Genomic DNA, 25,620 nt, shown 5'->3' on the forward strand with positions numbered 1-25,620 from the left:
GACCATGAAAAATTATAATCTCGTTAGTTTACCGCATTTTGTTAGTGTCGCCGGCTTGCAGGTAGATGAAGTACGCGCCTTGATTGACCGTGCAGAGTACTTTAAGCATGGAGGGGCTAGACCTGAATTAGCTAAGCCAGTTTATGTGACCAACATGTTTTTTGAAAATTCAAGCAGAACCCATACCAGCTTTGAAATTGCGGAACGCAAATTAGGCTTGACAGTTATTCCCTTTGATCCGGCTCATAGTTCAGTTAAAAAAGGTGAGACCTTATATGATACCTCGCTAACTATGGCGGCCTTGGGGGTTAACCTTGAAGTTATTCGCCATCCGCAAAATGAATATTACAATGAGTTAATTTCTTTAGCGCCTGAGCAGCACTTAAGCATTGGCGTCATTAATGCCGGCGATGGCAGTGGTCAGCACCCATCGCAATGTCTGCTTGACATGATGACAATTCATGAGCACTTTGGTCATTTTGAGAATTTGAAAGTAGCGATCGTTGGTGACATTACCAATTCTCGGGTCGCCAAAAGTAATATGGAGTTATTAACTCAGCTTGGTGCGCAAGTTTACTTTTCTGGACCAGAATATTGGTATGACAAGCAGTTTGACCAATATGGGCAATTTGCACCGCTTGACAATCTGATTGGTCAAGTTGATGTGCTGATGTTACTGCGCGTTCAGCATGAGCGTCATGCAGATGACCTGAATGAAAGTAAGTTTGATCCAGTGCAATATCACGAGCAATTTGGGATTAATGAGCGCCGCTATCATGCACTAAAAAAGAATGCAATTATCATGCATCCAGGTCCGATTAATCGTGATGTTGAACTGGCTGGCAAATTAGTTGAAGCACCCAAGAGTATGTTTGTTCGTCAGATGCAAAATGGGGTCTTTATGCGCATGGCAATGATTGAGGCTGTAATGCGCGGTCGCCAGTTAGGAGGACTAGAATAATGGCTACAGTCATTAAAAATGGTCAAGTCTATTTGGACAACCGACTTACCCAATGCGATATTTTAATTGAAAATGGTTGCATCAGTGCTATTGGTCAAGATTTGACGGCTGAGAAAGTCATTGACGCGCAAGATAAGCTGGTCAGTCCAGGTTTAATCGACATGCATGTTCATTATCGTGATCCTGGTCAAACGGCAAAGGAAAATGTTCATTCGGGGACGTTGGCTGCAGCCCATGGCGGTTTTACAACTACCGCGGCAATGCCAAATGTGGTGCCGGTTCCCAATACCGCTGAATTACTGCAAAAGATGATAACTAATAATGAGCAGAATGGTGTCGTCCATGTTTTGCAATACGGGCCAATTACAGTTGATGAAGTTGGCGATACTCTCCCTGACTATGCTAGTTTAAAAAAAGCTGGGGCAATTGCTCTAAGTAATGACGGCAAGGGCGTGCAGAATGCACAAACAATGTACAATGCAATGCAGCAGGCGAAAGACAATCATCTAATCATTGCCGAACATGCTCAAGATGACACGCTTTTTAATCTTGGGGTAATTAATGATGGCCCAAAGGCAGCAGAATTTGACTTGCGACCAATTACAGAACTAGCAGAAACCACGCAAATTGCGCGCGACCTGTTACTGGCTGCTAAGACTGGTGTGCATTATCATGTTTGCCATGTTTCAACTAAGACCAGTGTTGACTTAATCAAAATTGCTAAAAAGCGTGGTGTACACGTTACTTGTGAAGCAGCACCGCATCATTTGTTGTTAACAGAAAATGATATTACACAAAACGATAGTAATTTTAAGATGAACCCGCCGTTAAGGTCAAAAGAAGACCAGCAGGCATTAATTGCCGGACTGCTTGATGGGACAATTGACATGATTGCCACCGATCATGCACCGCATACTCAGCAGGATAAGGCAGGTGGCTTTAGCAGAGCAGCTTTTGGCATTACTGGTAGTGAGACAGCCTTTAGTGAGCTTTATACGCAGCTGGTTAAGACAGGTTGCTGCAGCCTAACACAATTACTAGCTTGGTTAACAATTAAACCGGCTAAAGTTTTTAACTTACAACATGCAGGGAGGATTGCGATTGGCGAACCAGCAGACATTGCCATTTTTGACTTGCAGGCTAAGAAAAAATTACACCAGCAGGACTACCTTTCAAAAAGTTGTAATACACCGTTTACCGAAGACATAGTTTATGGATCAACGATGATGACAATGGTTTCTGGACGCGTAGTTTATCAAGCAAAGGAGCAATAATGAAGTATCTGATTTTGGAAGACGGCAGTATCTATCAGGGCGAAGGCTTCGGTGCTGCATGTGAAGCAAAAGGTGAAGTGGTCTTTACAACGGGGATGACTGGTTATCAGGAAGCGATTACGGATCAATCTTATGCCGATCAGATTTTAGTGTTTACTAATCCTCTGATTGGTAATTATGGCATTACACTGGCAGATTATGAATCGCTTGAACCGGGGATTAAGGGTGTGATTTGTCATCAGGTGGCGCATTATCCTGATAACTGGCGAATGCAGACAACCTTGCCGAACTTTCTTAAAAAATTAAATATTCCTGGTATTCAAGGGATTGATACGCGCGCTTTAGTTAAAAAATTGCGGCTGTATGGTACAATACGCGGTCAGATTGCTAATTCTGCGGCTGATGCAGCCCAAGTTGCTCAAGCCTTACAAAAAGAAAATTTAACTAAGGGAGCAGTTAGCCGGGTGTCGACAACCCGCTCGTATCCAGTACCTGGTTCCAAGCGTAATATTGTAGTGGTTGATTTTGGTATCAAAAATAGTATTCTGCGCGAATTAGTGCAGCGTGATTGTAACTGTATTGTCGTGCCGTACAATACCACAGCTGAACGCATTCTAAGTCTGCATCCAGACGGGGTATTACTTTCTAACGGTCCCGGTAATCCTGAGGAAATGTCGCGTACTGCGGCGATGGTGCGAGAAGTTGAGCAGCATTTGCCATTAATGGGAATCTGTATGGGGCATCAAGTTTTTGCCTTGGCTAATGGTGCCGAGACGTTCAAAATGAAATTTGGTCATCGAGGACTTAATCACCCAGTTCGCGAGATTGCGACAGGTAATATTGGCTTTAGTTCGCAGAATCACGGTTACGCGGTTAAGGCAGAATCAATTGCGGCAACTGACCTAATGGTAACTCACGTTGAAGTTAATGACGGTACAATTGAAGGTCTGCGGCATAAGAAGTATCCGGCATTTTCGGTGCAGTTTCATCCGGATGCAACTCCTGGACCACACGATCAGCAAGGGATTTTTGATTACTTTACGCAAATGATCGATCAAAGAAAGGAAGCTAAGCAACATGCCTAAAAGAACAGATATTCATAAAATTATGGTCATCGGCTCGGGACCAATAATTATTGGTCAAGCAGCAGAATTTGATTATTCGGGAACGCAGGCGTGCCTAGCTTTGCGTGAAGAGGGCTACGAAGTCGTGCTGGTTAATTCCAATCCAGCAACGATTATGACGGATACTGAAATTGCCGACAAGGTTTATCTTGAACCGTTGACAGTTGATTCAATTTCGCGAATTATTCGCCAAGAATATCCCGATGCAATTTTGCCGACACTAGGCGGTCAAGTTGGCTTGAACATGGCTTTATCTTTAGCTAAAAGCGGCATCTTACAAGAATTAGGGATTGAGCTTTTAGGAACTAAGCTTGCATCAATCGAGCAGGCAGAAGATCGTGAAGAGTTTAAACAATTGTGTCAGCAGTTGGGCGAGCCAGTTCCACCATCCAAAAGTGTCAAGACTGTTGCTGAGGCATTGGCATTTGGGGATGAAATTGGCTACCCAATTATTGTTCGTCCGGCTTTTACCATGGGCGGTACTGGCGGCGGGATTTGCAACGACCATGATGAACTTACACGTATTGCCAAGAACGGCTTGGAATTATCGCCGGTTACTGAATGTTTAGTAGAAAAGTCGATTGCTGGCTACAAAGAGATTGAATTTGAGGTTATGCGCGATCATGCCGATAACACAATGATTGTTTGCTGTATGGAAAATTTTGACCCTGTTGGTATTCATACTGGTGATTCGATTGTCTTTTCACCATCACAAACACTGTCAGACAAGGAATATCAACTATTACGTGATTGTTCGTTGCGCTTGATTCGGGCATTGAAGATTGAGGGCGGCTGCAACGTGCAGCTAGCACTTGATCCAAAGAGCTTTAATTATGATGTGATTGAGGTTAATCCAAGAGTGTCACGATCATCGGCTCTAGCTTCAAAGGCAACGGGTTATCCGATTGCCAAGATGGCTGCGAAAATTGCGGTTGGTCTAACTTTGGATGAAATCAAAAATCCGGTAACGGGAACAACTTTTGCAGAGTTTGAGCCGTCACTTGACTATGTTGTTTGCAAAATTCCCCGCTGGCCGTTCGATAAGTTTCCTAAAGCTAACCGTGAACTCAGTACCCAGATGAAGGCAACAGGTGAGGTGATGGCGATTGGGCGCACAGCTGAGGAAGCCTTTCAAAAAGCTGTCCGGTCGCTAGAAATTGATCAAAAAGACTTTTATTCAGCTGAGGCTCATAAGGCAAGTGATGAGGATTTGGAACAAAAGCTGGTTAAGGCACAAGACGATCGCCTCTTTTATCTTGCCGAAGCCTTTCGCCGGGGTTATTCGATGACGGATATCCATGAATTGACCAAAATCAATTTTTATTTTTTAGATATTGTGCGCCACATCGTTGATATGGAGAAAACCATTACGGCACATCCAAATGATATTACTGTACTTAAAACAGCTAAGAAATATGGTTTTAGCGACCAGACAATTGGTAAATTATGGCATTACACACCTGAACAAGTAAGGCAGGTGCGTAAAAAGCATGGCATGGTTCCTGTTTACAAAATGGTTGATACCTGTGCGGCAGAATTTGCTTCGCAAACGCCATACTTTTATTCAACTTATGACCTAGAAAATGAGAGTCAACGTGACCATAAAAAATCAGTCTTGGTGATTGGCTCTGGTCCAATTAGAATTGGTCAGGGGGTTGAGTTTGATTATGCAACCGTGCATTCCGTTAAGGCACTGCAGAAGATGGGTTATGAAGCAATTGTTATTAATTCCAATCCGGAAACAGTTTCGACTGACTTTTCAATTTCTGATAAATTATACTTTGAACCTTTGACACTGGAAGATGTGCTTAATGTTTGTGACTTGGAACAGCCAGAAGGGATTATCATTCAGTTTGGCGGTCAGACGTCAATTAACCTGGCTGCAGGACTGGAAGAACACGGCATTAAAGTACTAGGAACTAGTGTCGAAGATTTAAATCGTGCCGAAGACCGCGAATTATTCGATCAGGCAGTTAAAGAGTTACATTTAAAGCAGCCGCAGGGAATTACGGCGACAACTCACGCAGGCGTTATTCAGGCAGCGACCAAACTTGGTTATCCAGTTTTGGTGCGGCCAAGTTATGTTCTTGGCGGTAAAGCAATGGCAATTGTGTACAGTCAAGATGAATTAGAAGATTATTTACACGACCATGTAGATATTGCCAGCAGTCACCCAATTTTAGTAGATGATTATTTAGATGGTCGGGAGTGCGACGTTGATGCTATTTGTGATGGCGAGCAGGTGCTGATTCCCGGAATTATGGAACATATTGAACATGCCGGTGTGCATTCAGGTGATTCAATGGCTGTTTATCCGGCGCAAACTTTTTCAACTGAAGTTAAGCAAAAAATTGCCAAACTTACCAAGGAGTTGGCATTAAAACTAAATTGCCGCGGAATTATGAACTTGCAGCTAATTGAACGGGATAATGAAATTTACATCATTGAAGTTAATCCCCGTGCTAGTCGAACAGTGCCATTTTTAAGTAAAGTTACCGGTATTGAAATGGCCCAGGTTGCAACGCGAGTGATTATGGGGCAAAGTCTACGCAGTCAAGGCTATACCGACGGCTTGGCACCAGAGGCAAAATTGGTTAGTGTAAAAGCACCTGTTTTTTCATTCAGTAAACTAGCTGATGTTGATAGTTATTTGGGACCAGAAATGAAGTCAACAGGTGAGGTAATGGGTAGTGATGTGAGTTTTGCAAAGGCTCTCTATAAGGCATTTGCTGGTGCGGGGATGCAGATTCCTGATAGTGGTAATGTGCTATTAACCATTGAGGATCGTGACAAAGAGGCAATTTTGCCCTTAGCGCAAAAATTCGCCCAGATTGGCTATCGGATATTTGCAACCAGTGGAACCGCAGCGTTTTTGCACAAGCATAATCTACATGTGACCTTGCTTAGCAAAATTCATCAGCAGGCAGACAATAATTTGTTAACAGAATTGCGCAGCGGTAAGATTGATCTGGTAATCAATACAATGGGGCATGATCTAACGAAGAATTCTGATGGTTTTATTATCAGACAGACCGCAATTCAACAGAATGTACCGCTAATTACGAGCTTAGATACAGCACGCGCACTATTAACGGCACTTGCCAATCGGTCATTTTTAACAACTAGTTTGAAGTAAAAGATAACTTCTTACAAAAAAGCAGGTCAAGAATTTCTTTTGGGAAAACTTGATCTGCTTTTTAATATCAGATTATTTTTAAATTGTACCTGGGCGCTTTGCTTTAGCAACTTTCTTGCCCATCACCATCTTATCGTCATAGCCCCAGAACCAAGTAATAATGAAGGCAACAACGATTGAAACAGCACTGGCAATCAAGAATGTGTAGAAGCTGCTCAGATCGCCCGGATTTTTCGGATTGAAGAAACTTGAGAACCCGATTAAGCCACCAGTAAAGCCAAACATGGTTCCGTGCATTAATCCGGTAATTAAACCGCCGAATGCAGCCCCAATTGAACCAGAAATAAAGACTTTTTTGTATCTAAGGTTAACACCGTAGATCGCAGGCTCAGTAACACCGCAGAAGGCACTAATCATTGCGGCAAAGCCTAATTCTTTGATGTCAGCCTTCTTAGATTTAATTGCGACTGCTAAAACTGCAGCACCTTGGGCAATCATTGTTGAACAAATAATTGCGTTGATGGCACTTTGACCAGTACTTGCAATCTGTTGTGCAACCAATGGCACAACACCCCAGTGAAAGCCAAAGATAACAAGCACTTGATAGAAGCCACCGATAATAAAACCACCAAGCCAGCCGGATACGGAAACTAACCAGTTAATGAAGACAGCGATCCCATTGGCGATGCCCTGAATAATTGGTCCAGTAATAACTAAGGTAATAGTAGAAACAATTAGGACGGTTATTAATGGCACAAAAATCATTTGCAGGTAAGTTGGCAAAACTTTTTTAAGCCATTTTTCTAACTTGTAAGCTAGCCAAGCTGCCAAAATCATTGGGAAGATTGAGTAGGTATAATTCAAAAACTGAAAGTTTAACCCAGCGAAGCGGAACATGACTTTTCCTGCTTTGCCCCAAGTAATTAACTGCGGCATGGTAATAACCCCACCAATTACGGCAGCAATGATTGGATCACTACCTAAACGTTTGGCTGCACTAAAACCAACCCAAATTGGCAGGAAGTAGAAGGCCGAGTCAGCCATTGCACTGATGGTAATGTAAGGAACGCTGTTAACATTAAGTATTGAGCCGAGCTGCGGCAGCGTCAATAAAGCAAGGATCCCCTTGATAATACCTGAAGCAGCAATTACCCCAATCACAGGACTCATTGAGCCAGTAATAAAGCCAATTAAATTGTTAATTACCCGTGAAAAAGGATTCTTACCATCGTTTTGCGAATTAGTGGTAGTAGCACTATCGTCTAATTCCGGTAATTGCTTGATTAATGCGTCATACAGGTTGGCAACGCCATCGCCAATAACAACTTGATATTGTCCAGAAGCGTGCATAACGTCAAGAATGCCGCGCTGATTTTTAAGGACATCATCGTTTGCTTGTGCCTCATCTTTAAGATAGAACCGTAATCTTGTGATGCAATGAATAACATTATTGATATTTTGAGGACCGCCAACATTTTTAATGATAAAAGCAGCTAATTCATCATAGGATAATTTTTGCTGCGATGCAGTTGTTGGGGCATTTTTAAGGTACGCTGTTGCTACTTGGGTTCCAGCAGAAATTTCACCTTCAGTGATGTCTAAGCCAGCAAGTTTATCATTTGTGTTGGTAATGACTGTAATGATTGTTGGGTCTAACTTTGTTGTTTTAATGGCATCAAGATCCATGTTAGCAATTACTTGGCCTGCCTTAACAGTATCACCATTTTGAACATTAATTGTAAATGGTTCGCCGTTGAGTTCAACGGTATCAATTCCCATGTGAATTAGTACTTCCAGACCTGTACTGGTTTTGATACCAATTGCGTGTTTCGTTTTGGCAATCGTGACAATTTCACCAGCAACGGGTGCAACCACTTCTCCATTGGTTGGCATTATGCCAAATCCTTGTCCCATAGTTCCTTTATTGAAGACCGGATCGTTAATCTTGCTTAATGCAATAACTTTTCCGTTTGCGGGAGCCAAAAGGATGGTTTCTTTGTTTTTCGCCATTCTTATTCCTTCTTTCTGACTAACTGACTAATGCATTTGCATTTATTAATAAATGATTTATGATTATTATCATACTTGTCTAGACAAGATGCAATAGAACGCTTACAAATATTTTAGGCAAAGTTAACGATAATTATTTACTTGTACATACAGAAGCGCATATAATTAATCTGATTTAGTGAAAGGAAAAATATCATGCAATCAAAATCAGAAATTATCGCCCAAGACATTGCAGCTAAGGTCAAACACCAGCAATTTAAGGTTAATTCTTTTTTACCAAGTGAAAGCGAGTTGACCAAGTTATACGGAACCTCACGTGAGACGGTGCGTAAGGCCTTGGAAGAATTAAATTCGTTAGGCCTAATTCAGAAGATTCGCGGCAAGGGATCGTTGGTTTTGAATTTAGAGCAGTATTCCTTTCCGATTTCTGGCATTTCAAGTTTTGCGGAATTAAGCCAATCTCTGGGCATGGATGCGCAAACTGAAGTTTTAACTTTGGCGAAAATGTCGTCGTTACCCGAGCTTTTTAAGAAAAAATTCCCGAATGAAAAGCAGCAGAAGGGCTTTTACGTTGAGCGCCTGCGTAAGATTAATGGTAAACCAGAAATTCTTGATTGTGATTTTTTGTTTACCCCGCTAATTAATGAGTTGCCGCTGAGTGCGGCACAAACTTCAATTTACAATTACCTTGAGAATGAAATGGGACTGGAAGTTTCATATGCGACTAAGGAAATTACCGTTGAAAAGATTGATGAAAATTTACAAAAAAAGTTAAACCTGAAGGATAAAACTGCTGTACTAGTTGCCAGTCATAATTATTTAAGTGATGCGACCCTATTTCAGTTAACCTTGTCTTATCATGATCCAAGTAAATTTAAATTTGTTGACTTTGCGCGAAGACAAAGAATTAAACTCTAAGGAGAAGTTAAATGGTTAATTTAGGTAAGAAAGTCATATATCAGATTTATCCTAAGTCTTTCTATGATTCTAATGGTGATGGCATTGGTGATATTCGCGGAATCATTCAAAAAATTCCTTATATTAAACAATTAAACGTTGATATGATTTGGTTTAATCCTTTTTTTGTTTCACCGCAGCATGATAATGGTTATGACATTGCCAATTATTATCAAATCGATCCGCTGTTTGGCACAATGGCGCATTTTGATGAGCTTGTTGCCAAATTGAAAGAAATTAATGTCGGCGTGATGTTAGATATGGTCTTTAATCACTGTTCAACTAGTAACGAGTGGTTTCAAAAGGCGCTGGCTGGTGATGAAAAGTATCGTAAATTTTTCTATTTACGTAAGGCAAAAAAGGATGGCAGCCTGCCAACCAATTGGCAGAGTAAGTTCGGTGGCCCTGCATGGGCCAAGTTTGGCGACACTGATTATTATTACCTGCACCTCTATGATCCCAGCCAAGCTGACCTTGATTGGCACAACCCCGAAGTGCGACAGGAAGTTTACAAGGTAATCAACTTTTGGCGTGCTAAAGGTGTACAGGGGTTTAGATTTGATGTTATTAATGTCACTGGCAAGGCAGCTGATTTGATAGATTCTACTGATCCAATTGAAGAAAAGCAGCTCTACACTGATACGCCGATAGTCCATAAGTATTTGAAGGAAATGAATGCGGCGAGCTTTGGTCAGGATCCTGATACCATTACGGTTGGGGAAATGTCTTCAACAACTATCCAAAATTCAATTGCATATTCCAAGCCTAGTGAACATGAATTATCAATGGTCTTTAACTTTCATCATCTAAAGGTTGACTACCAAAATGGTGAAAAATGGACCAAGATGCCGTTTGATTTTATGAAATTAAAGAGTTTATTAACTCAATGGCAGGAAAAAATGGACCAGGGTGGCGGTTGGAATGCGTTATTTTGGAATAATCATGACCAACCAATGGCTCTGAATCGGTTTGGCGATCCCGGGAAGTACCGTGTAAAATCAGCAGAAATGTTAGCGACCGCCATTCATCTGATGCGCGGCACGCCGTATATTTACATGGGCGAAGAAATCGGGATGATTGATCCTGATTATTCTTCAATTACCAGTTATGTTGATATTGAAAGTAAGAATGCCTTCAATAATTTAAAAAATCAGGGCATGTCGGATGAAGCGGCTTTGGCAATTGTTCGTGCTAAATCGCGTGATAATTCACGTACACCAATGCACTGGAACGACCAAGAATATGCTGGTTTTAGTAAAGTTAAGCCGTGGCTAATGCCGAGAAATCAGTCCCAGATTAATGTCAAAAAGGAATTATCAGAAGGTGAGATTTTCAATTATTATCAAAGATTGATTAAATTGCGTAAACACGAAGACCTAATTTCGGATGGTCATATTAAAATGTTCTTGAAATCCGACCAGCACATTCTTGCTTATGAGCGCTATATTGATGATAATGCGGATAGAATACTAGTTTTTAATAATTTTTATAGTACCGAATATGTTGTGCAGCTGCCTGAGGAGTACTGCAATCAGACTTACCAAGTTTTAATTAGTAATTATCAAAAAGATAATGGTAAGACTGAGAAATTTTTGCGTTTAAGACCATATGAAGCACTAGCAATCAAAATCCTTGCTTAAACTTAAAAATCCGTCAGAACAATGAAGTTCTAACGGATTTTTTAATTATTTTTGACTAAATTTAATAGCGGTTTTTGCCAAATCAACTGTATAAGTTACTTCTTCAAGTGGGCGCTTAGTCATGCATTGGTCAGTCGAATAGATAATTAAGCAAAGCCGACTGCCAACAGGTAGGCGATAATAAGTCGGCTGCAATTTAAAGGTTAGGTCATAAAATTGGTCTGGTTCAATCGCAGTTGGCTTCTTCATATCGGCATAGTTTTGCAGGTTCATGTGTGCCTTAGTAATTAATTTGGCATGAGTTAGCTTGTCAGGCATAAATTCTTGCAAAGTGTCGGTACCAAAACGATAGCCAAGTTCTTGACCACCAGGCATGATGAATTTAGGTGTAGCGGTTAGGCGCTTGCGATCACCTAATTCAACTAAAGCGACTGAAAGCTGACCTTTGTTAATGTTAGAAGAAACATGGACAGTAACTTCAGGGCGACCGACAATCGTTACGGGATGAATAAACTCATCTGTTGTAAAGCGCAGGCTTGATGAAGCCCATGGCTCTTGGCCACAAATAAATTGGTATTGCCAGTCACTTTCGGAAATATGAGCTTGCTTAAATTTTTGTCCGCCCACATCGACAAATGATAATTGCTGTTTGCCATTGCCGTCTTTTTGTAATTCATTATCATCAGTTGGGTAATAGACTACTTCTTGACCTAGTTCGTCACTCCAGTCAGCTTCTTGATGCCAAGTATCAGCTTCTAGGTTGTCTTGGATCATGACAGTTGGCCATTGCTGTTCGGCACCATTGTCAACTTCGAGCAATTCATGAACAAACCAGAGGTTCATGAGGTCGGTAAAGTCAATTGAAACCAAATTATTCATGTTGTAATGTGGTCCTTGATGCAGGAATAGGTGCGGCTTAATCGGTAGAGGCAGATGTTTGACTTTTTGCCAAATTTTATAGACGTTCTTAGGCTTAACATTCCAGTCGTTCAGACCGTGAACACTGATCCATGAGCATTTAATGTTATCCGTATGGTGGCGGTAATTGCGTGCTTCCCAAAAGTCAGAATATTGTCCAGTTTTGCGGTCTTCTTTAGTTAAAAGCTGCTCTTGCATATTGTCGTACTTAGGCTTGATTTTTAAATAGGAACCTGCGTCCCATAAGTTGGACTGACAAGTCTCGGCAAGCAAGTCCATGTCTTCACCTTGGCAGTCTTCAGGGGCAATGACCAGACCATGCTCGCGGTAATAATCATACCAAGAGGAGATTGCGGCTTCAGACACCACGGTCTTCAAGCCCTTAACGCCAGTTGTAGCGACGGCGATTTGCAAAGTCCCGAGGTAAGAGCGACCAGTCATACCGATATTGCCATTGCACCATGAAGCCTTAATTTGATGAGTGCGGTTACGGTCAGTATAGGCAACTCGATCACCATGCAGCCACTCGATAATTTCTTTGGCACTTTCTGTTTCTTCAGGAGAACCAGTAATTCGTAAGCCATCAGAACCGCGCGTGCCAATGCCACCAGCAAAGACACTGGCGAAGCCGCGTGCGAGCATGTATTCGTTTAGTGGGTAAGAGGATTTGCCGACAGCTTCTTCCATTGCAGGATAGCCATCCTTATTAATTAAATTCGCAATTTTATTTGGTTTTTTGGCTTTCACTCGTGCAGCAGGTTCATATTGCGGATTAGTCCATTCAGTGGCATCACTCAAGTTCTCATCGACATTGTGATTACGTTTAACATTATCAATAATACCGCCAAAATATGGACTAGCAGTATAGAGCGCTGGAACTTTCATCATTTCGCTTTCAACTGGGCGAAAAATAGTCGTTTGCAATAAGTCAGATTGACCATCGCCATCAGTATCAAGGTCACTTTCTACATAGACAACCTCACGAATTACGTTGCTGGTATCAAATACGGGTAAGCTTTTGCCGTTAAATAAGATGAATTTACTGTAGGGGATACCAAGAAGTTTTTCGTGGAAGTAACCTTTGCCAGCCATGACGTCAATTAAGAGCTGACCGTTTTTGGCACGGGTATTTAATAAGCGGTAAAAGGCATGAATTAGTTCGTCCCGATTATTAATGCTAGAAACAGCTGGCAGGGCTTGCTTAGTCATGTAGCCCAGTGGGTCAGACAGCTGATAATCGTAGTGAACATGATAACCTAACAGCTGCAGGGCGACATTGTAAAATTGTTCTGGCTTAATGTTTTCTGGATTAGTCGCTAAAAAATCTGCTAGGGTTTGGTTATCAGAAACGGCAAACTCACCTAACTTGGCTTGTCTAGCAAAATCCGCGGTAGGATTAACTTCTGCGAGTGTGTTCTCAACTAATTCAGCTAGCAACTCGCTAAAAGTCAGTTCTTGGTAATTTTCTGGTAAAAATTTGATAGTAAGTAGTTCTTGTACCTGTGTTTGAAAATCAGTTTCGACATAGGCATATTGATTGTATTTCATACTGTGCTCCTTTTTTATTTCCTATTATAAAGGTTATTGCAGGCATAGAAAATAGACAAAATAAAAACGAGCATTAAGCTCACTTCTATAACCAAGTATCTTTGTAAACATCTTCATTGAAGCCGCAGGTTAATTTGTCGCCGTCAACAACTAACGGGCGCTTGATTAGTTTGCCATTCTTGGACATCATCTCGGCTGCTTCATCAATGGTCATACTTGGTAATTGATCCTTTAAATGCAATTTGCGGTAGTCCATGCCGTGGGTGTTGAAGAAGTAACGCAAGCCACGGTCTTCATGAGCAGTCATCCACTTAACTAGGTCTTCTTTCTTAGGTGGTTGCTCTACCAAGTCCTGAAAGTCGACGTCAACATCATGTTCGTGGAGCCATTTTTCAGCACTGCGCGAGGTTGAACAACGTTTATAGCCATAAAATTTAATCATTTTTGTACCTTCTTTTTATAGTAATTATCATCAATTATAACAATAAGTGATGATAATAAAGTAATTTTAAAAAATTACACTTGATTTTAGTGAAAAATGTATTATAATTATTTATGTAATTTAGCTAAATTACCGAAAGAAAGGAGAACCAAATTTGAAATTAAAGGACCTTTTCGAATTTAAAAGTGGTTCATTACAATCTAGACTAGAAGCCAGTAATAAAAGTAATACAAAATCTTACTTTGTTTATGATAGAAATTGTTATTTAGAAGATACTTTTCAGTCTCTAACAAATAATAGCAAAACAAAGCAAATAAAAACTACATCTGATGTGGTTCTGGTTAAGCAAGGTGACTTGATTTTCAACCTACAAAGTGGAAAAGCAGCCATTATAACTCAGAAACACGACAAATACATTTTAACACAGAATTTTGTTAAATTAATTCCTAGAACTTCTGTATCAATTGAATACATTCTTTTTCTATTAAACGAAAGTAAATGTTTTGATCGACAAATAAAAAAATATTTGCAGGGTAGCATTGTTTTTAAATATACAACAAAAATTCTTAAAGAAATTATTGTTCCGGAACTGAGCGTTGAAAATCAAAAATCAATTGGAAAGTTATATGTGGACCAGTTAAAACAGTCTAATCAATTGTATAAAAATATTTTAAATAGAGATAGGATTGTGTATCAAATTTTAGACAATATCATTGGTATTAAAACAGAGGCGAAAAATGGCAATTGAAAACAGCGAATTAAAATTTGAAGATGAACTAATTGATTATTTAACTAAAATTGGTGGTGACAAGCAATGGACCTATATGTCAAAAATAAAAACGACTGAACAGTTATGGGTGAACTTTAAGCAAATTTTAGAACAAAATAATCAAGATAAATTAGATCAGCCATTAACTACTAATGAATTTAACCAAGTTAAGGTGCAAATCAAGAATTTATCTACACCTTATGAAGCAGGGCAATTTTTATACGGAGTTAATGGAATTTCCCAAGTTGAAGTAGATTTGGATAATGGTAACCATGTTTTCCTTACAGTTTTTGATCAAAGTCATATTGGTGCTGGTAATACCGTTTATCAAGTTGTTAATCAGATTTGGCGTGACCCTGTAATAGTAGGTCGCAAAAGACGAAGATTTGATACAACATTATTAATTAATGGTCTGCCGATTATTCAAATTGAAGAAAAAGCTGATGCACACGATGCTAAAGAAGCACTAAATCAGATGCAACAATATATTTCGGAAAATCAGTATAGTGATATTTTTTCAACAGTACAGATTTTAGTTGCATTAACACCGCATGATGCACGTTATATGGCTAATACTACTTTGGATAAGTTTAATACAGACTTTGCTTTTCGTTGGCAACGAGAAAAAGACAACCATCCAGTATATGAATGGCGTGAATTTGCTAGACAAATGCTTTCAATTCCGATGGCTCATGAAATGGCGACTAACTTTATGATTTTAGATGGTACAAAAAATCATGAAAATGTTAAAGTAATGCGTCCATATCAGGTATACGCAACCAAACGAATTTTAGAAAAATTACGGCATCATTCCTTTGGTTTTGACCCTAAAGAGGTTGGCTACATTTGGCATACAACAGGTTCTGGTAAAACTATTAGTTCCTTTAAAGCTGCTTGGTTAGCTGCCAGATTACCTAATGTTGATAAAGTTGTTTTTGCGGTTGATCGAAAAGCATTAACTAAGCAAACTTTTGAACAGTATTTAGCCTATGATCCAACAGCAGATACTGCTGCTGGTGGGTCAATTTCTAAAACTAAAAATCATTATGATTTGGGTCGGCAATTGCGGTCTAAAAGTAATAATATTATCGTGACTTCGATTCAGAAATTATCTAGTCTTGCCAGTCATAAAGAAGTTTATGGTTCTGATAAAAATATTGTCTTTATCATGGATGAAGCTCATCGTTCTACTGCTGGTGACATGATGCAAAAGATTAAGACAGCATTTCCCAAATCAGCATTTGTTGGCTATACAGGAACGCCAAATTTTGATGCTAAAAAAGGTCCAACTACCCAAGAAGTATTCGGAAATCCGCTTCATATTTACACCATCAAGGATGCAATTTCTGATAAAAACGTTTTAGGCTTTAAAGTTGATTTTGAAACGACTTTATCAGAAGAAGTGATGAAGAACCAATATTTACCAAGATACTTTAAATTTAGATATCCTAAATTCTCTCAAGCTCAAATTGAAGAACGAATTAATAATTTAACACCCGATGATATGGATGAGATGGTGGAGCCAAGTGTCTATGATCGTAATCCTAAACATGTTGAAAAAGTGGTCGAGGATATTCTAGAAAAGTGGGACAAGCGTTCCAATAAAGGTCAATATAACGCGTTACTGACTACTCATGTTGGTCAAGGTTCTTCATCAGAAATGGCAATGATGTATCTTGATGAATTTAATAAGCAGATGGCCACTATGGCTAAGCCACTAAAGGTTGCCGTAACTTTTAGTCAAAGTACAAGTAATGATGATACCCAATTAGTTAATAATACTAATTTAAGAAGGGCAATGGATAATTACAATTCACTGTTCAATACCAACTTTACAGATGATCAAGTAGACGATTATGAACAAGACCTGATATCTAGGCTAAATCGCAGTGTTGATGACCGAAATTATCTAGATTTAGTAATCGTAGTTGATCAATTATTAGCGGGTTTTGATGCTCCTGAATTAAGTACTCTTTATGTTGACCGAACACTGAAAGGGTCTGCTCTGATTCAAGCTTATTCAAGAACCAATAGGGTTCATGATATGCAGAAAAAGCCCTTTGGTCGCATTGTTAATTATCGCTGGCCTAAGAACGCAGAAAAGCTAATGAAGCAAGCTTTAGCAACATATGCTGACAGGCAATCTGCTTTTGTGCAAGAAGAATTACCTGAAGTTGCAGCAACTTCAATTTTAGCAAAGTCATACGATGAAGAAGTTGAAGCGCTAAAGAAGACAGTTGATGAATTAGCCACATTAACTAATAACTTTGATGATATTCCTCATAGTGAAGTTAAACAAAAGCAAATGTATAACACTCTGAATGATTACAGTCATTCAATGGCTAGAATTAAGCAGGATGAGAAATATGATGAGGAACATCCAGAAAAATTATTGCAAGAGCTCGGGATGTCCGAAGATGATGAGGCGAAACTAACGGGTGCATTCACTAGTCAAATAAAAGAATGTGTAGCTAAAAGTCGGCATTTGGACGTTAGTGACTTAACTTTGGAAATGGAACATATCAAAGACATTGACGTTGACTATGACTATCTCGATGAATTGATTGCACAATTGGCAAATCAAGTTAATGATGAACAAATGACTGAAGCGGCTAAAACCAAACTGCAAATTGAAAACTTCATTGCCCAATTAGAAGATGAAAAATATGCTAAAGATGTTCAAATTGTAACTAATGACTTAATGGCTCATAAAGTAGATATTCAGAAATATCCGGTTTTATCAGAAGAAGTAAAGCAGTTAATTAAAGATCATACTGAGAAGAACCATCGAACAGAAATTCTAGACTTTAAGAAAAAATGGGGCTTAGTTGATATTACTGATTCACAAAGAATCAACGAGCTATTAGAAAAACACGTTGTTGGTCAAGATGACTTGGATGTTGAAGGTGGTCTATCCAAGATAGTGCAGGAAGGCCAACAGAATTACCAAAATGACGCAGAAGATACAATGGTTAGAGAACTTAGTAAAATTAAATATCATACCAAGTTGCGTCAATCATTTAAAAAGTTTGCAGATCAGTTAAATAAGTAGGGGAGAAACAAATGAGTGAAAATCGTGCTCAAGAAATTACAAGTAAATTATGGGCTATGGCCAATGAATTGCGAGGAAATATGGCAGCTGATGAATATCGTAATTATATTCTGGGTTTCATGTTTTATCGTTATTTATCAGAAAATCAATTAGATCATTTACGTAAAAGTGACTTATTGACTGGAAATACTTTTGAAGAATTAAATAAAGACTATCTAGAACAAGCAGTAGGAGATGAATTGCAAGACTTCCTAATGGCAATTGCTGAAGACTTAGGTTATGCAATTGAGCCAGAATATACTTGGCAGTCAATTACTGATAAAGTCAATAATAATACGTTGAAGCCAGAAGACTTTCAAGAGATGTTTAACCGGTTTAACGATAACACTAAGATTAATACTAATGCCGAACAAGATTTTAGCGGGGTTTTTGCAGATATTAACTTAGGTAACAGTCGTTTAGGAAATAATACTAATCAACGTGCTAAATCATTAATGAAGATTGTTAATTTGGTTGATCAGTTTGAATATAACGATGAATCTGGTCATGATATTCTAGGGGATGTTTATGAATATCTAATTGCTAAGTTTGCTGGCAATTCTGGTAAAAAAGCCGGGGAGTTTTATACACCACACCAAGTCTCACAAGTTTTAGCAAGATTGGCAACTGCATCTGCAACAGATAATGGTGAACCATTTAGTGTCTATGATGCTGCAATGGGATCAGGCTCGCTGTTATTAACGGTTCAAGGTGAATTAAGTAAGCAACTTGCTAAAAAGATTCCGGTTCGCTTTTATGGGCAAGAATTAAATACGACAACATACAACTTGGCACGAATGAACTTAATGATGCACCATGTGCCATATCAGAATATGACTTTATCTAACGCTGATACTTTGGAAGAAGATTGGCCTAAACGTAAAAATACGGATGGTAGTGAAGGCCCACAAACTTTTGATGCAGTGGTTATGAACCCACCATATTCACAAAAGTGGGATAATGACGACCGAAAATTAAAGGATCCGCGATTCGGAGAATATGGGGCATTGCCGCCTAGGACTAAGGCAGATTATGCTTTTGTTTTGCACGGCTTATATCACTTGAAAGATAGCGGTACAATGGCGATTGTTTTACCTCATGGTGTCTTGTTCAGAGGTGCCAAAGAAGGAAAAATTCGTCAGGCCTTGATTGATAAGAATCGTCTTGATGCCGTAATTGGCTTGCCAGCAGGATTATTCTATTCGACTAGTATTCCAACAGTTATTTTGGTATTAAAGAAAAAGCGTGAGCGCAAAGATATCTTCTTTATTGATGCCAGCAAGGATTTTGAAAAAGGTAAAAATCAAAATCTATTGCGTGAAACAGATATTGATAAGATTGTTTCTACTTATCTTAAGCGTGAAGACGTTGATAAGTATGCCCATGACGCCAGTTTGGATGAAATTAAGGAAAACGAATATAACCTTAATATTCCACGTTATGTAGATACATTTGAAGAAGAACCACCAGTTGACATTAAAAAAGTCGTGGCTGAAATTCAAGAAACTAATAAAAAGATTAAAGAGCTAAATAGCTCTATATTGGAAGATTTGAATGACTTAGTAGGTTCTGATGAACAATCAAATCAAGAAATAGAATTGCTGAAGGAGTTGTTCAAGAATGAGTAAAGATACTAATGTACCGCGGATTAGGTTTAAAGGCTTCACTAACGCTTGGGAACGGGATGAGCTTGGAGATGTAGCCGAAATAAAAACAGGAGCCAGTGACCTTCAAGATGCAGATTCAAATGGAAAATATCCATTTTTTGTTCGTTCTAAAAAAGTTGAAAGGAGCAACAAATATTTGTTTGATGGCGAAGCAATTTTAATTCCTGGAGAGGGAAAGCTAGGAGAAATTTATCATTATTATGTTGGAAAATTTGATTATCATCAACGAGTTTACAAAATAAGTAATTTCAAATTAAATGGCAAGTATGTTCTATACTACATGCAAAAGAATTTTAAGCGACATGCATTAAAATATACTGTAAAGGCAACAGTTGATAGTCTCAGACTACCTACAATAACTAAATTTCAAATTTTTTCACCGACAAATGAGGAACAAACAAAAATAAGCCTTATTTTAGACCGTATAACTATGCTTCTAACTCTTCAAGAGCGTAAGTTTGAGTTGTACAAGCAAATTAAGAAATATTTGCTTCAAAAGATGTTTGCTAATAAACATGAAATATTGCCTCAAGTAAGATTTAATGGGTTTACTGAGAATTGGAAATCAGTACAATTAGGTAAAATAGTTAATGTCAAAGATGGAACACATGAATCTCCAAAATATTATAAAACCGGCTTTCCTTTAGTAACATCTAAGAATTTAACAAGCAAAGGTCTTGATTTGTCGGACGTTTCTTTGATTTCTAAAGAAGATTTTGATTCTATAAACCAACGTTCTAAAATAGCAATCGGAGACATAATTTTTGGAATGATTGGGACTATAGGAACTCCAGTACTTTTAAATCAAGATGGATTTGCAATAAAAAATGTTGCGTTATTAAAGAAAAGTAATAAAATAAGTAATACTTTTTTAATTCAGTTGTTAAAATCTCCGGTATTTAATAAATATTTACATATTGAAAATGCGGGAGGAACACAAAAATTTCTTAGTTTGAACAAAATCAGAAATTTTAAATTTCAGTGTACAATTCATGATGAACAACAAAAGATGGGCTCATTTTTTCTTTACTTTGACAATCTTATTATTACTCAGGAAAGAAAAAAGAAAGCTTATATTAATTTAAAACAATATCTTCTTCAAAACTTATTCTGTTAAATCATAATATAATACATACAAAAAAGGACATATCTTTCAGTTGATTCTGAAAAAGTATGTCCTTTTTATTTGATTCGAAGAAAATTATCGTCTATTTTTAATAACTTTGAACTAAAAATATATAACATTTTTATTAGCAATGCCAGTGACATGCTATAAATTTAGGATGACTTGCTCATAAATTATTCCAATCTATGTTAATAAAGCCTGTCTTATCTGTTTGTCGTTCACGAACGTTTTTCAGTACACCAACATTTTTAAGATATAAAGTTTCATTAACAGAATTACAATGATCTGAATTTTTTCGTAATTGATATAATCTTTTGTGAGCTTTCATTTTTTAAACTTCATTAACTATTTCAACGTTGAAATATACTTAATAATTTTATCGTTATCTTGATTATCTAGTTCGCGAATCACATGCAGATATGTTTCTTGAGTTGTTGTAATACTAGAATGGCCCAGTCTTCTAGCAACTGAAGCAATTGAAACACCAGCATAAAGCAGCACGCTAGCATGAGTATGTCTTAAGCCATGAACACTAATTACTGGAATATTAGCACGATCGCATAAGACTTCCAAACGATTATTAATTGTAGAATTAAATATTCGTTGCTGATCCTGAATAAATATTGGCTTACTTACATCCATATTTTTAGTCAAACGTTTAAATTGTGTATTTAATTTGCGATCAATTGGTATTTTTCGAATTGATGAATCATTTTTGGTCGGGATAAAATTGCCAATTTTTGATTTATAATCCCAAGTCTTATTAACATTAAGAGTTCTAGCCTCAAAATCAAAATCTTTAACAGTTAATCCAAATGCTTCACTAAATCTTAAACCCGTTTTGGCAACAAGCAAAATAAAATAGTCCCAAGAAATTCTTGGACCTATTTCCAATTCTCGCATTAATTTGGTTAGTTCTTTTTGACTAAGATATTTCTTCTTGTGATTACGACTTATTGTTCCTTTAATAACAACTTTACGGGTTGGATCACGCTTAATTAACTAATCATCAAGAGCATCAACTAACGAAGATTTAAGATGACGATTAAAATCAATTACTGTTTGATGTTCATGATTTTGTGCATATTCATTAATGAGTTTTTGATATAATTTACGGTCTAATTGATCTAAAGTAACATGCGGTGCTAATTTCTTCAACGTTCTAAGAGTAATTTGATATTTTGCAAAGGTAACAGGTCTAACTGCACCATTTTTATATAATTCTATCCATTCTTCAAAATACTCCCAAAATAACTGCTTCTTCATAAAACAATACCTCCAAAATAATTTTGCCCATAGGACTTAATTAGCTTAAACTATTTGGATAAAGATTAAAAAAGCTATGCAATTGTAGTTATAAATTATTGCTAAATACAAATAATAATAAAATTGATTTAAGGTGATATTATGAATAAAACTTTGCAGGTATGAATGGATGGTAAAATTATGGATGAAGCAGAAGGCATCTTAAAAGATTTAGGACTTAATCGTTCAACTGCTTTGAAAATTTTTTATCAACAAATTATATGGAATAATGGTTTACCTTTTGCAGTTAAAAAACCTGAAATACCAAATGAAGAAACGTTGGATGCTATGCATGAAGATATATCTAAGACTAAAACTTACGATAATTCAGATGAATTATGGCATGACTTGGGTATTTAATATGTTAAATATTAAGGTTACAGCTAAGTTTAATAAAGATGTTAACAAGCCAGTATTACCAATAACTCAACTTAGGCTGATTATTCATGAATTTGAGCAAAATTACAGCTTGTCTTAAAGTTATAAAAATAATGCTTTGGATGGGAATTATTCTAATTATCTTTAATACTATATAAAGCTAGACTGATTATTAATCTATCAAGTTAATAAAACAACTTTGGCACTTATTAGAATATGCAGTCACGCAGAATTATTAAAAAAATAAAGTCATATTCTTTAGTTGAAGAATACGACATTTTTAATGTATGTTAACAAAATAAATTTTGGAGAAAGTATTGTTTAATAGAATAAAATATATTTGTTGTTTTTTCTATAGATTTAATTTGTAAATCTAATTTTTCAAAAAATCCCCCTATATCAAATTGCTCTTTCAAAAGTGGAAACTTTAGCTTTATTTTACCTATTTCTTCTTTATTTATTTTTTTAGGAAAAGCTACTTGTAAAGTCCTTTTCCAAATTTCTTTTTGAACTTGTGGGGGTATTAACAGAACTAAATAGAAATAATGAATTGATACTTTTAGGTTTTATTAAAGCCAGACTAACATAATAAGCCACAGATTCTCGTCTTTTATAAATATTTGCAACACCTACACTTCCAATTCTTGTCATAAATATATCACCCTCTTGAGGCGGATTTTTGAAATCCTTTTTTGAAATATATTTAGTTGAATTAAGTGTTTTAATATTTTCTACGCTTAAAAACTTTATACCATAATCAGTATAATTTGGAGTTTGGTGAACGCCATCAAAAATATTTACCATTTTGTGTAATGAGTTAACTTGCCAATCTTCATTAAATCCTTTAAATCTAATTTGAGGAACTTTTTCCTGTTCATTAGCAAACATCTTTTGAAGCAAATATTTCTTAATTTGCTTGTACAGCTCAAACTTACGCTCTTGGAGAGTTAAAACCATAGTTATACGGTCTAAAATAAGGCTTATTTTTGTTTGTTCCTCATTTGTTGGTGAAAAAATTTGAAATTTAGTTATTGTAGGTAGCCTGAGGCTATCAACTGTTGCTTTTACAGTATATTTTAATGCATGACGCTTAAACTTTTTTTGCATGTAATATAAAACATACTTACCTTGTAACTTGAAATTACTTATTTTGTAAACTCTTTGATGATAATCAAATTTTCCAACGTAATAATGATAAATTTCTCCTAGCTTTCCTTCGCCAGGAATTAAAATAGCTTCGCCATCAAACAAGTATTTGTTGCTTCTTTCAACTTTTTTAGAACGAACAAAAAATGGATATTTTCCGTTCGAATCTGCATCTTGAAGGTCACTGGCTCCTGTTTTTATTTCAGCTATATCTCCAAGTCTATGTTGTTCCCAAGTAAATGTATCATGTGATAGAAACTAACTAATACTAAATTATCTAAATAATTATTGGCAGTATTCTAACTATCTTAGTAATACATTAAAAATAGGCAATAGCATAATAATTGTGTCGTGACTTAAGTGTTCAGTCATAGCTTAAACGAAAAAAATAGATACTACAAAGTAAGAGTATAATTTTTATTCTCAAAATTCATGTGCTATAATGACAAAAGAAAAGGAGTTCTAATGGGAATAGAACTCCTCACAGAAGCCACTAGCTAAAGTGGTGGCAAATAGTAATTATCTAGTAATCATTAACTCGCCAAAGCTAAAGTGATTACTTTTTGTTTCTCGTAAAAAATAGTTTGATTACAAGAAACAATCTTGCTAAAGCAATAATCCAAGTGGTTAAGGAATTTGTCGCATTCGTTAAAGAATGCAATAAGTAACTTAATATTGTAAAGATAATTGCCAAACGCAAGATAAAAAGTGCAATACCCATAAAGGTATCGGGCTAACCTCCTTTCATTAGGATTTTGCATCAGGTGTAGATACACCATAAGCACCACCTCTTTTGAAAGAAATAGCCACCAGCTTTAGCTGTTCTGTAATAAATATTATATCTAAAAAATAGGTATAAAGGAATACGCTGATAGTTTTCTTGTTTTAAAATAATTTACTGTAATAACAAATTTAAAGACGGGTTTATCGCAATATTTTAGTTATCTAAACGATGCGTTAAAAATAAGCAATAGAGCGATAATTAATCCAATTAATTGCTATAATAAGACTGATTAAAATTCTTTGATGATAGAAACGAGGAAACAGCGTGAAAATTGTAAATTTGGATAGTTATGCCTTGAACCCAGGTGACTTAGATTGGACACCATTAAAGGAATTTGGCGAATACAAATTATATGATCGGACACCAGTTAATGATAATGCGGAAATTTTACGCAGGATTGGTGATGCTGAGATTGTCTTAACTAATAAAACACCGCTTGATGAACAGGTGATTAATGCAGCGCCAAACTTAAAGTATATTGGCGTAACAGCTACAGGTTATAATGTGATTGACGTTGACGCAGCTAAGACAGCTGGTGTTACTGTTACTAACGTTCCAACATATGGTTCGGATGCCGTAGCTCAATTTACCTTTGCCTTGCTATTAGAAATTTATAATCAAGTTGGTTTACATAACAAGCTAGTTCATGAAGGTAAATGGACGAGCAATCCTGACTTTACATTTTGGGCTAAGCCGTTGTTTGAGTTGCAAGGCAAGACCATTGGCTTAATCGGTTTTGGTGCGATTGCTAAGCGCGTTGCTGAAATTGCGCATGCTTTTAACATGAATGTGATTTTCTACAATCATCGTCCTAAGGAAGTTCCTGGTGATTGGGTCAAGCAGGTCAGTCTTGATGAGTTGTACAAAGAGGCTGATATTATTTCGCTGCACGTGCCGCAAACTCCTGAAACAACCAATATGATTTATGCTGACTCAATTAAGCAAATGAAGTCCGGCGTTGTCATTATTAATACGGCGCGCGGTGGCTTAATTAATGAAGCTGATCTTGCTGCTGCTTTAAATGATGGCAAGGTTGCAGCTGCCGGTGTTGATGTTGCGCAAACAGAGCCAATAGCTGCAGACAGTCCATTACTGACAGCTAGGAATTGTTACATTACACCGCATATTGCATGGGCTCCTCATGAAACACGTGATCGTTTATTGCAGATTGTTTTTGATAATTTACGAGCCTATCTGAATGGTGAAAAATTAAACGTTATTGAATAATTTTTATTAACGACTAAATAAAAGGTATTGATTTAGTTCCTCACTAAAAATCGGGATTGGATTAATGCCTTTTTAGTTTTGACTGGATAATATTATTAAAGTTTGCCAAATTAATGT

Annotated in this window: 15 protein-coding genes and 2 pseudogenes; 12 read left to right on the top strand and 5 right to left on the bottom strand. The window is 37.2% G+C overall.

The annotated features are described in order from the left end of the window. The first annotated feature begins 4 nt into the window (after positions 1–4). From PT278_RS00130 to carB, 4 genes are read left to right on the top strand one after another with little or no spacing between them, the layout of a single operon-like run. Entirely contained in the window at positions 5–961 is a 957-nt protein-coding gene (locus PT278_RS00130) for an aspartate carbamoyltransferase catalytic subunit (RefSeq protein ID WP_277129420.1), read from the top strand. After that, a complete protein-coding gene (locus tag PT278_RS00135; RefSeq protein ID WP_277129421.1) occupies positions 961–2,235 on the top strand; it encodes a dihydroorotase in 1,275 nt (424 codons plus the stop codon). Before PT278_RS00130 ends, PT278_RS00135 begins: the two co-directional genes overlap by 1 nt. Continuing rightward, positions 2,235–3,320, top strand: coding sequence for a carbamoyl phosphate synthase small subunit (locus tag PT278_RS00140; protein ID WP_277129422.1), 1,086 nt, complete (start codon positions 2,235–2,237; stop codon positions 3,318–3,320). Before PT278_RS00135 ends, PT278_RS00140 begins: the two co-directional genes overlap by 1 nt. Next, positions 3,313–6,495 carry a carbamoyl-phosphate synthase large subunit gene (carB, locus tag PT278_RS00145; RefSeq protein WP_277129423.1) on the top strand — a complete coding sequence of 1,061 codons (3,183 nt, stop codon included), beginning with the start codon at positions 3,313–3,315 and terminating at the stop codon, positions 6,493–6,495. Before PT278_RS00140 ends, carB begins: the two co-directional genes overlap by 8 nt. Before the next feature lie 78 nt (positions 6,496–6,573). On the opposite strand, the gene PT278_RS00150 is transcribed toward carB, so the two are convergent. Further along, positions 6,574–8,505 (bottom strand): PTS glucose transporter subunit IIABC, encoded by a 1,932-nt coding sequence (locus PT278_RS00150; protein ID WP_277129424.1) that lies wholly within the window; start codon positions 8,503–8,505, stop codon positions 6,574–6,576. Positions 8,506–8,697: 192 nt separating this feature from the next. On the opposite strand from PT278_RS00150, the gene treR reads away from it, so the two are divergent. After that, on the top strand, positions 8,698–9,423 hold the full coding sequence (treR, locus tag PT278_RS00155; RefSeq protein ID WP_277129948.1) for a trehalose operon repressor: 726 nt from the start codon (positions 8,698–8,700) through the stop codon (positions 9,421–9,423). 11 nt (positions 9,424–9,434) lie between these two features. Next, entirely contained in the window at positions 9,435–11,102 is a 1,668-nt protein-coding gene (gene treC, locus PT278_RS00160; protein WP_277129425.1) for an alpha,alpha-phosphotrehalase, read from the top strand. A gap of 45 nt (positions 11,103–11,147) precedes the next feature. Here treC and PT278_RS00165 read toward each other — a convergent pair whose 3' ends face one another. Beyond that, a complete protein-coding gene (locus PT278_RS00165; RefSeq protein WP_277129426.1) occupies positions 11,148–13,568 on the bottom strand; it encodes a Xaa-Pro dipeptidyl-peptidase in 2,421 nt (806 codons plus the stop codon). A gap of 85 nt (positions 13,569–13,653) precedes the next feature. Next, entirely contained in the window at positions 13,654–14,010 is a 357-nt protein-coding gene (locus PT278_RS00170; protein ID WP_277129427.1) for an arsenate reductase family protein, read from the bottom strand. 154 nt (positions 14,011–14,164) lie between these two features. Between PT278_RS00170 and PT278_RS00175 the strand changes: the two genes are divergently transcribed. The 4 genes from PT278_RS00175 to PT278_RS00190 are packed head-to-tail and all read left to right on the top strand — an operon-like array spanning position 14,165 to position 20,654. After that, positions 14,165–14,758: a hypothetical protein gene (locus PT278_RS00175; RefSeq protein WP_277129428.1), complete on the top strand. Its 594-nt coding sequence runs from the start codon at positions 14,165–14,167 to the stop codon at positions 14,756–14,758. Then, positions 14,748–17,831 carry an HsdR family type I site-specific deoxyribonuclease gene (locus tag PT278_RS00180; RefSeq protein ID WP_277129429.1) on the top strand — a complete coding sequence of 1,028 codons (3,084 nt, stop codon included), beginning with the start codon at positions 14,748–14,750 and terminating at the stop codon, positions 17,829–17,831. Before PT278_RS00175 ends, PT278_RS00180 begins: the two co-directional genes overlap by 11 nt. Before the next feature lie 11 nt (positions 17,832–17,842). Further along, complete coding sequence (locus PT278_RS00185; protein ID WP_277129430.1) at positions 17,843–19,498, top strand: type I restriction-modification system subunit M; 1,656 nt, start codon at positions 17,843–17,845, stop codon at positions 19,496–19,498. Further along, on the top strand, positions 19,491–20,654 hold the full coding sequence (locus PT278_RS00190; RefSeq protein ID WP_277129431.1) for a restriction endonuclease subunit S: 1,164 nt from the start codon (positions 19,491–19,493) through the stop codon (positions 20,652–20,654). Before PT278_RS00185 ends, PT278_RS00190 begins: the two co-directional genes overlap by 8 nt. 354 nt (positions 20,655–21,008) lie before the next feature. On the opposite strand, the pseudogene PT278_RS00195 reads toward PT278_RS00190, so the two are convergent. Then, positions 21,009–21,929: pseudogene (locus tag PT278_RS00195) on the bottom strand (site-specific integrase). Positions 21,930–22,109: 180 nt separating this feature from the next. Between PT278_RS00195 and PT278_RS00200 the strand changes: the two are divergent. Continuing rightward, positions 22,110–22,328, top strand: a complete 219-nt coding sequence (locus tag PT278_RS00200) for a type II toxin-antitoxin system RelB/DinJ family antitoxin (RefSeq protein WP_277129432.1) — start codon at positions 22,110–22,112, stop codon at positions 22,326–22,328. A 483-nt stretch (positions 22,329–22,811) separates the two neighbouring features. Here the strand turns inward: PT278_RS00200 and PT278_RS00205 are convergent. Continuing rightward, a pseudogene (locus PT278_RS00205) lies at positions 22,812–23,717 on the bottom strand (restriction endonuclease subunit S); the annotation flags it as partial. Positions 23,718–24,540: 823 nt separating this feature from the next. On the opposite strand from PT278_RS00205, the gene PT278_RS00210 reads away from it, so the two are divergent. Continuing rightward, a complete protein-coding gene (locus tag PT278_RS00210; protein WP_277129433.1) occupies positions 24,541–25,503 on the top strand; it encodes a D-2-hydroxyacid dehydrogenase in 963 nt (320 codons plus the stop codon). The last annotated feature ends 117 nt before the right edge of the window (positions 25,504–25,620 follow it).

It is taken from the genome of Lactobacillus sp. ESL0703, assembly GCF_029433435.1.
Lineage (GTDB): Bacteria > Bacillota > Bacilli > Lactobacillales > Lactobacillaceae > Lactobacillus.

Excerpts from the sequence above, each read along its gene's own strand:
- PT278_RS00130 (WP_277129420.1), top strand. The coding sequence starts at position 5 with ATGAAAAATTATAATCTCGTTAGTTTACCGCATTTTGTTAGTGTCGCC.
- PT278_RS00135 (WP_277129421.1), top strand. The coding sequence starts at position 961 with ATGGCTACAGTCATTAAAAATGGTCAAGTCTATTTGGACAACCGACTT.
- PT278_RS00140 (WP_277129422.1), top strand. The coding sequence starts at position 2,235 with ATGAAGTATCTGATTTTGGAAGACGGCAGTATCTATCAGGGCGAAGGC.
- carB (WP_277129423.1), top strand. The coding sequence starts at position 3,313 with ATGCCTAAAAGAACAGATATTCATAAAATTATGGTCATCGGCTCGGGA.
- PT278_RS00150 (WP_277129424.1), bottom strand. The coding sequence starts at position 8,505 with ATGGCGAAAAACAAAGAAACCATCCTTTTGGCTCCCGCAAACGGAAAA.
- treC (WP_277129425.1), top strand. The coding sequence starts at position 9,435 with ATGGTTAATTTAGGTAAGAAAGTCATATATCAGATTTATCCTAAGTCT.
- PT278_RS00165 (WP_277129426.1), bottom strand. The coding sequence starts at position 13,568 with ATGAAATACAATCAATATGCCTATGTCGAAACTGATTTTCAAACACAG.
- PT278_RS00170 (WP_277129427.1), bottom strand. The coding sequence starts at position 14,010 with ATGATTAAATTTTATGGCTATAAACGTTGTTCAACCTCGCGCAGTGCT.
- PT278_RS00180 (WP_277129429.1), top strand. The coding sequence starts at position 14,748 with ATGGCAATTGAAAACAGCGAATTAAAATTTGAAGATGAACTAATTGAT.
- PT278_RS00185 (WP_277129430.1), top strand. The coding sequence starts at position 17,843 with ATGAGTGAAAATCGTGCTCAAGAAATTACAAGTAAATTATGGGCTATG.
- PT278_RS00190 (WP_277129431.1), top strand. The coding sequence starts at position 19,491 with ATGAGTAAAGATACTAATGTACCGCGGATTAGGTTTAAAGGCTTCACT.
- PT278_RS00200 (WP_277129432.1), top strand. The coding sequence starts at position 22,110 with ATGGATGAAGCAGAAGGCATCTTAAAAGATTTAGGACTTAATCGTTCA.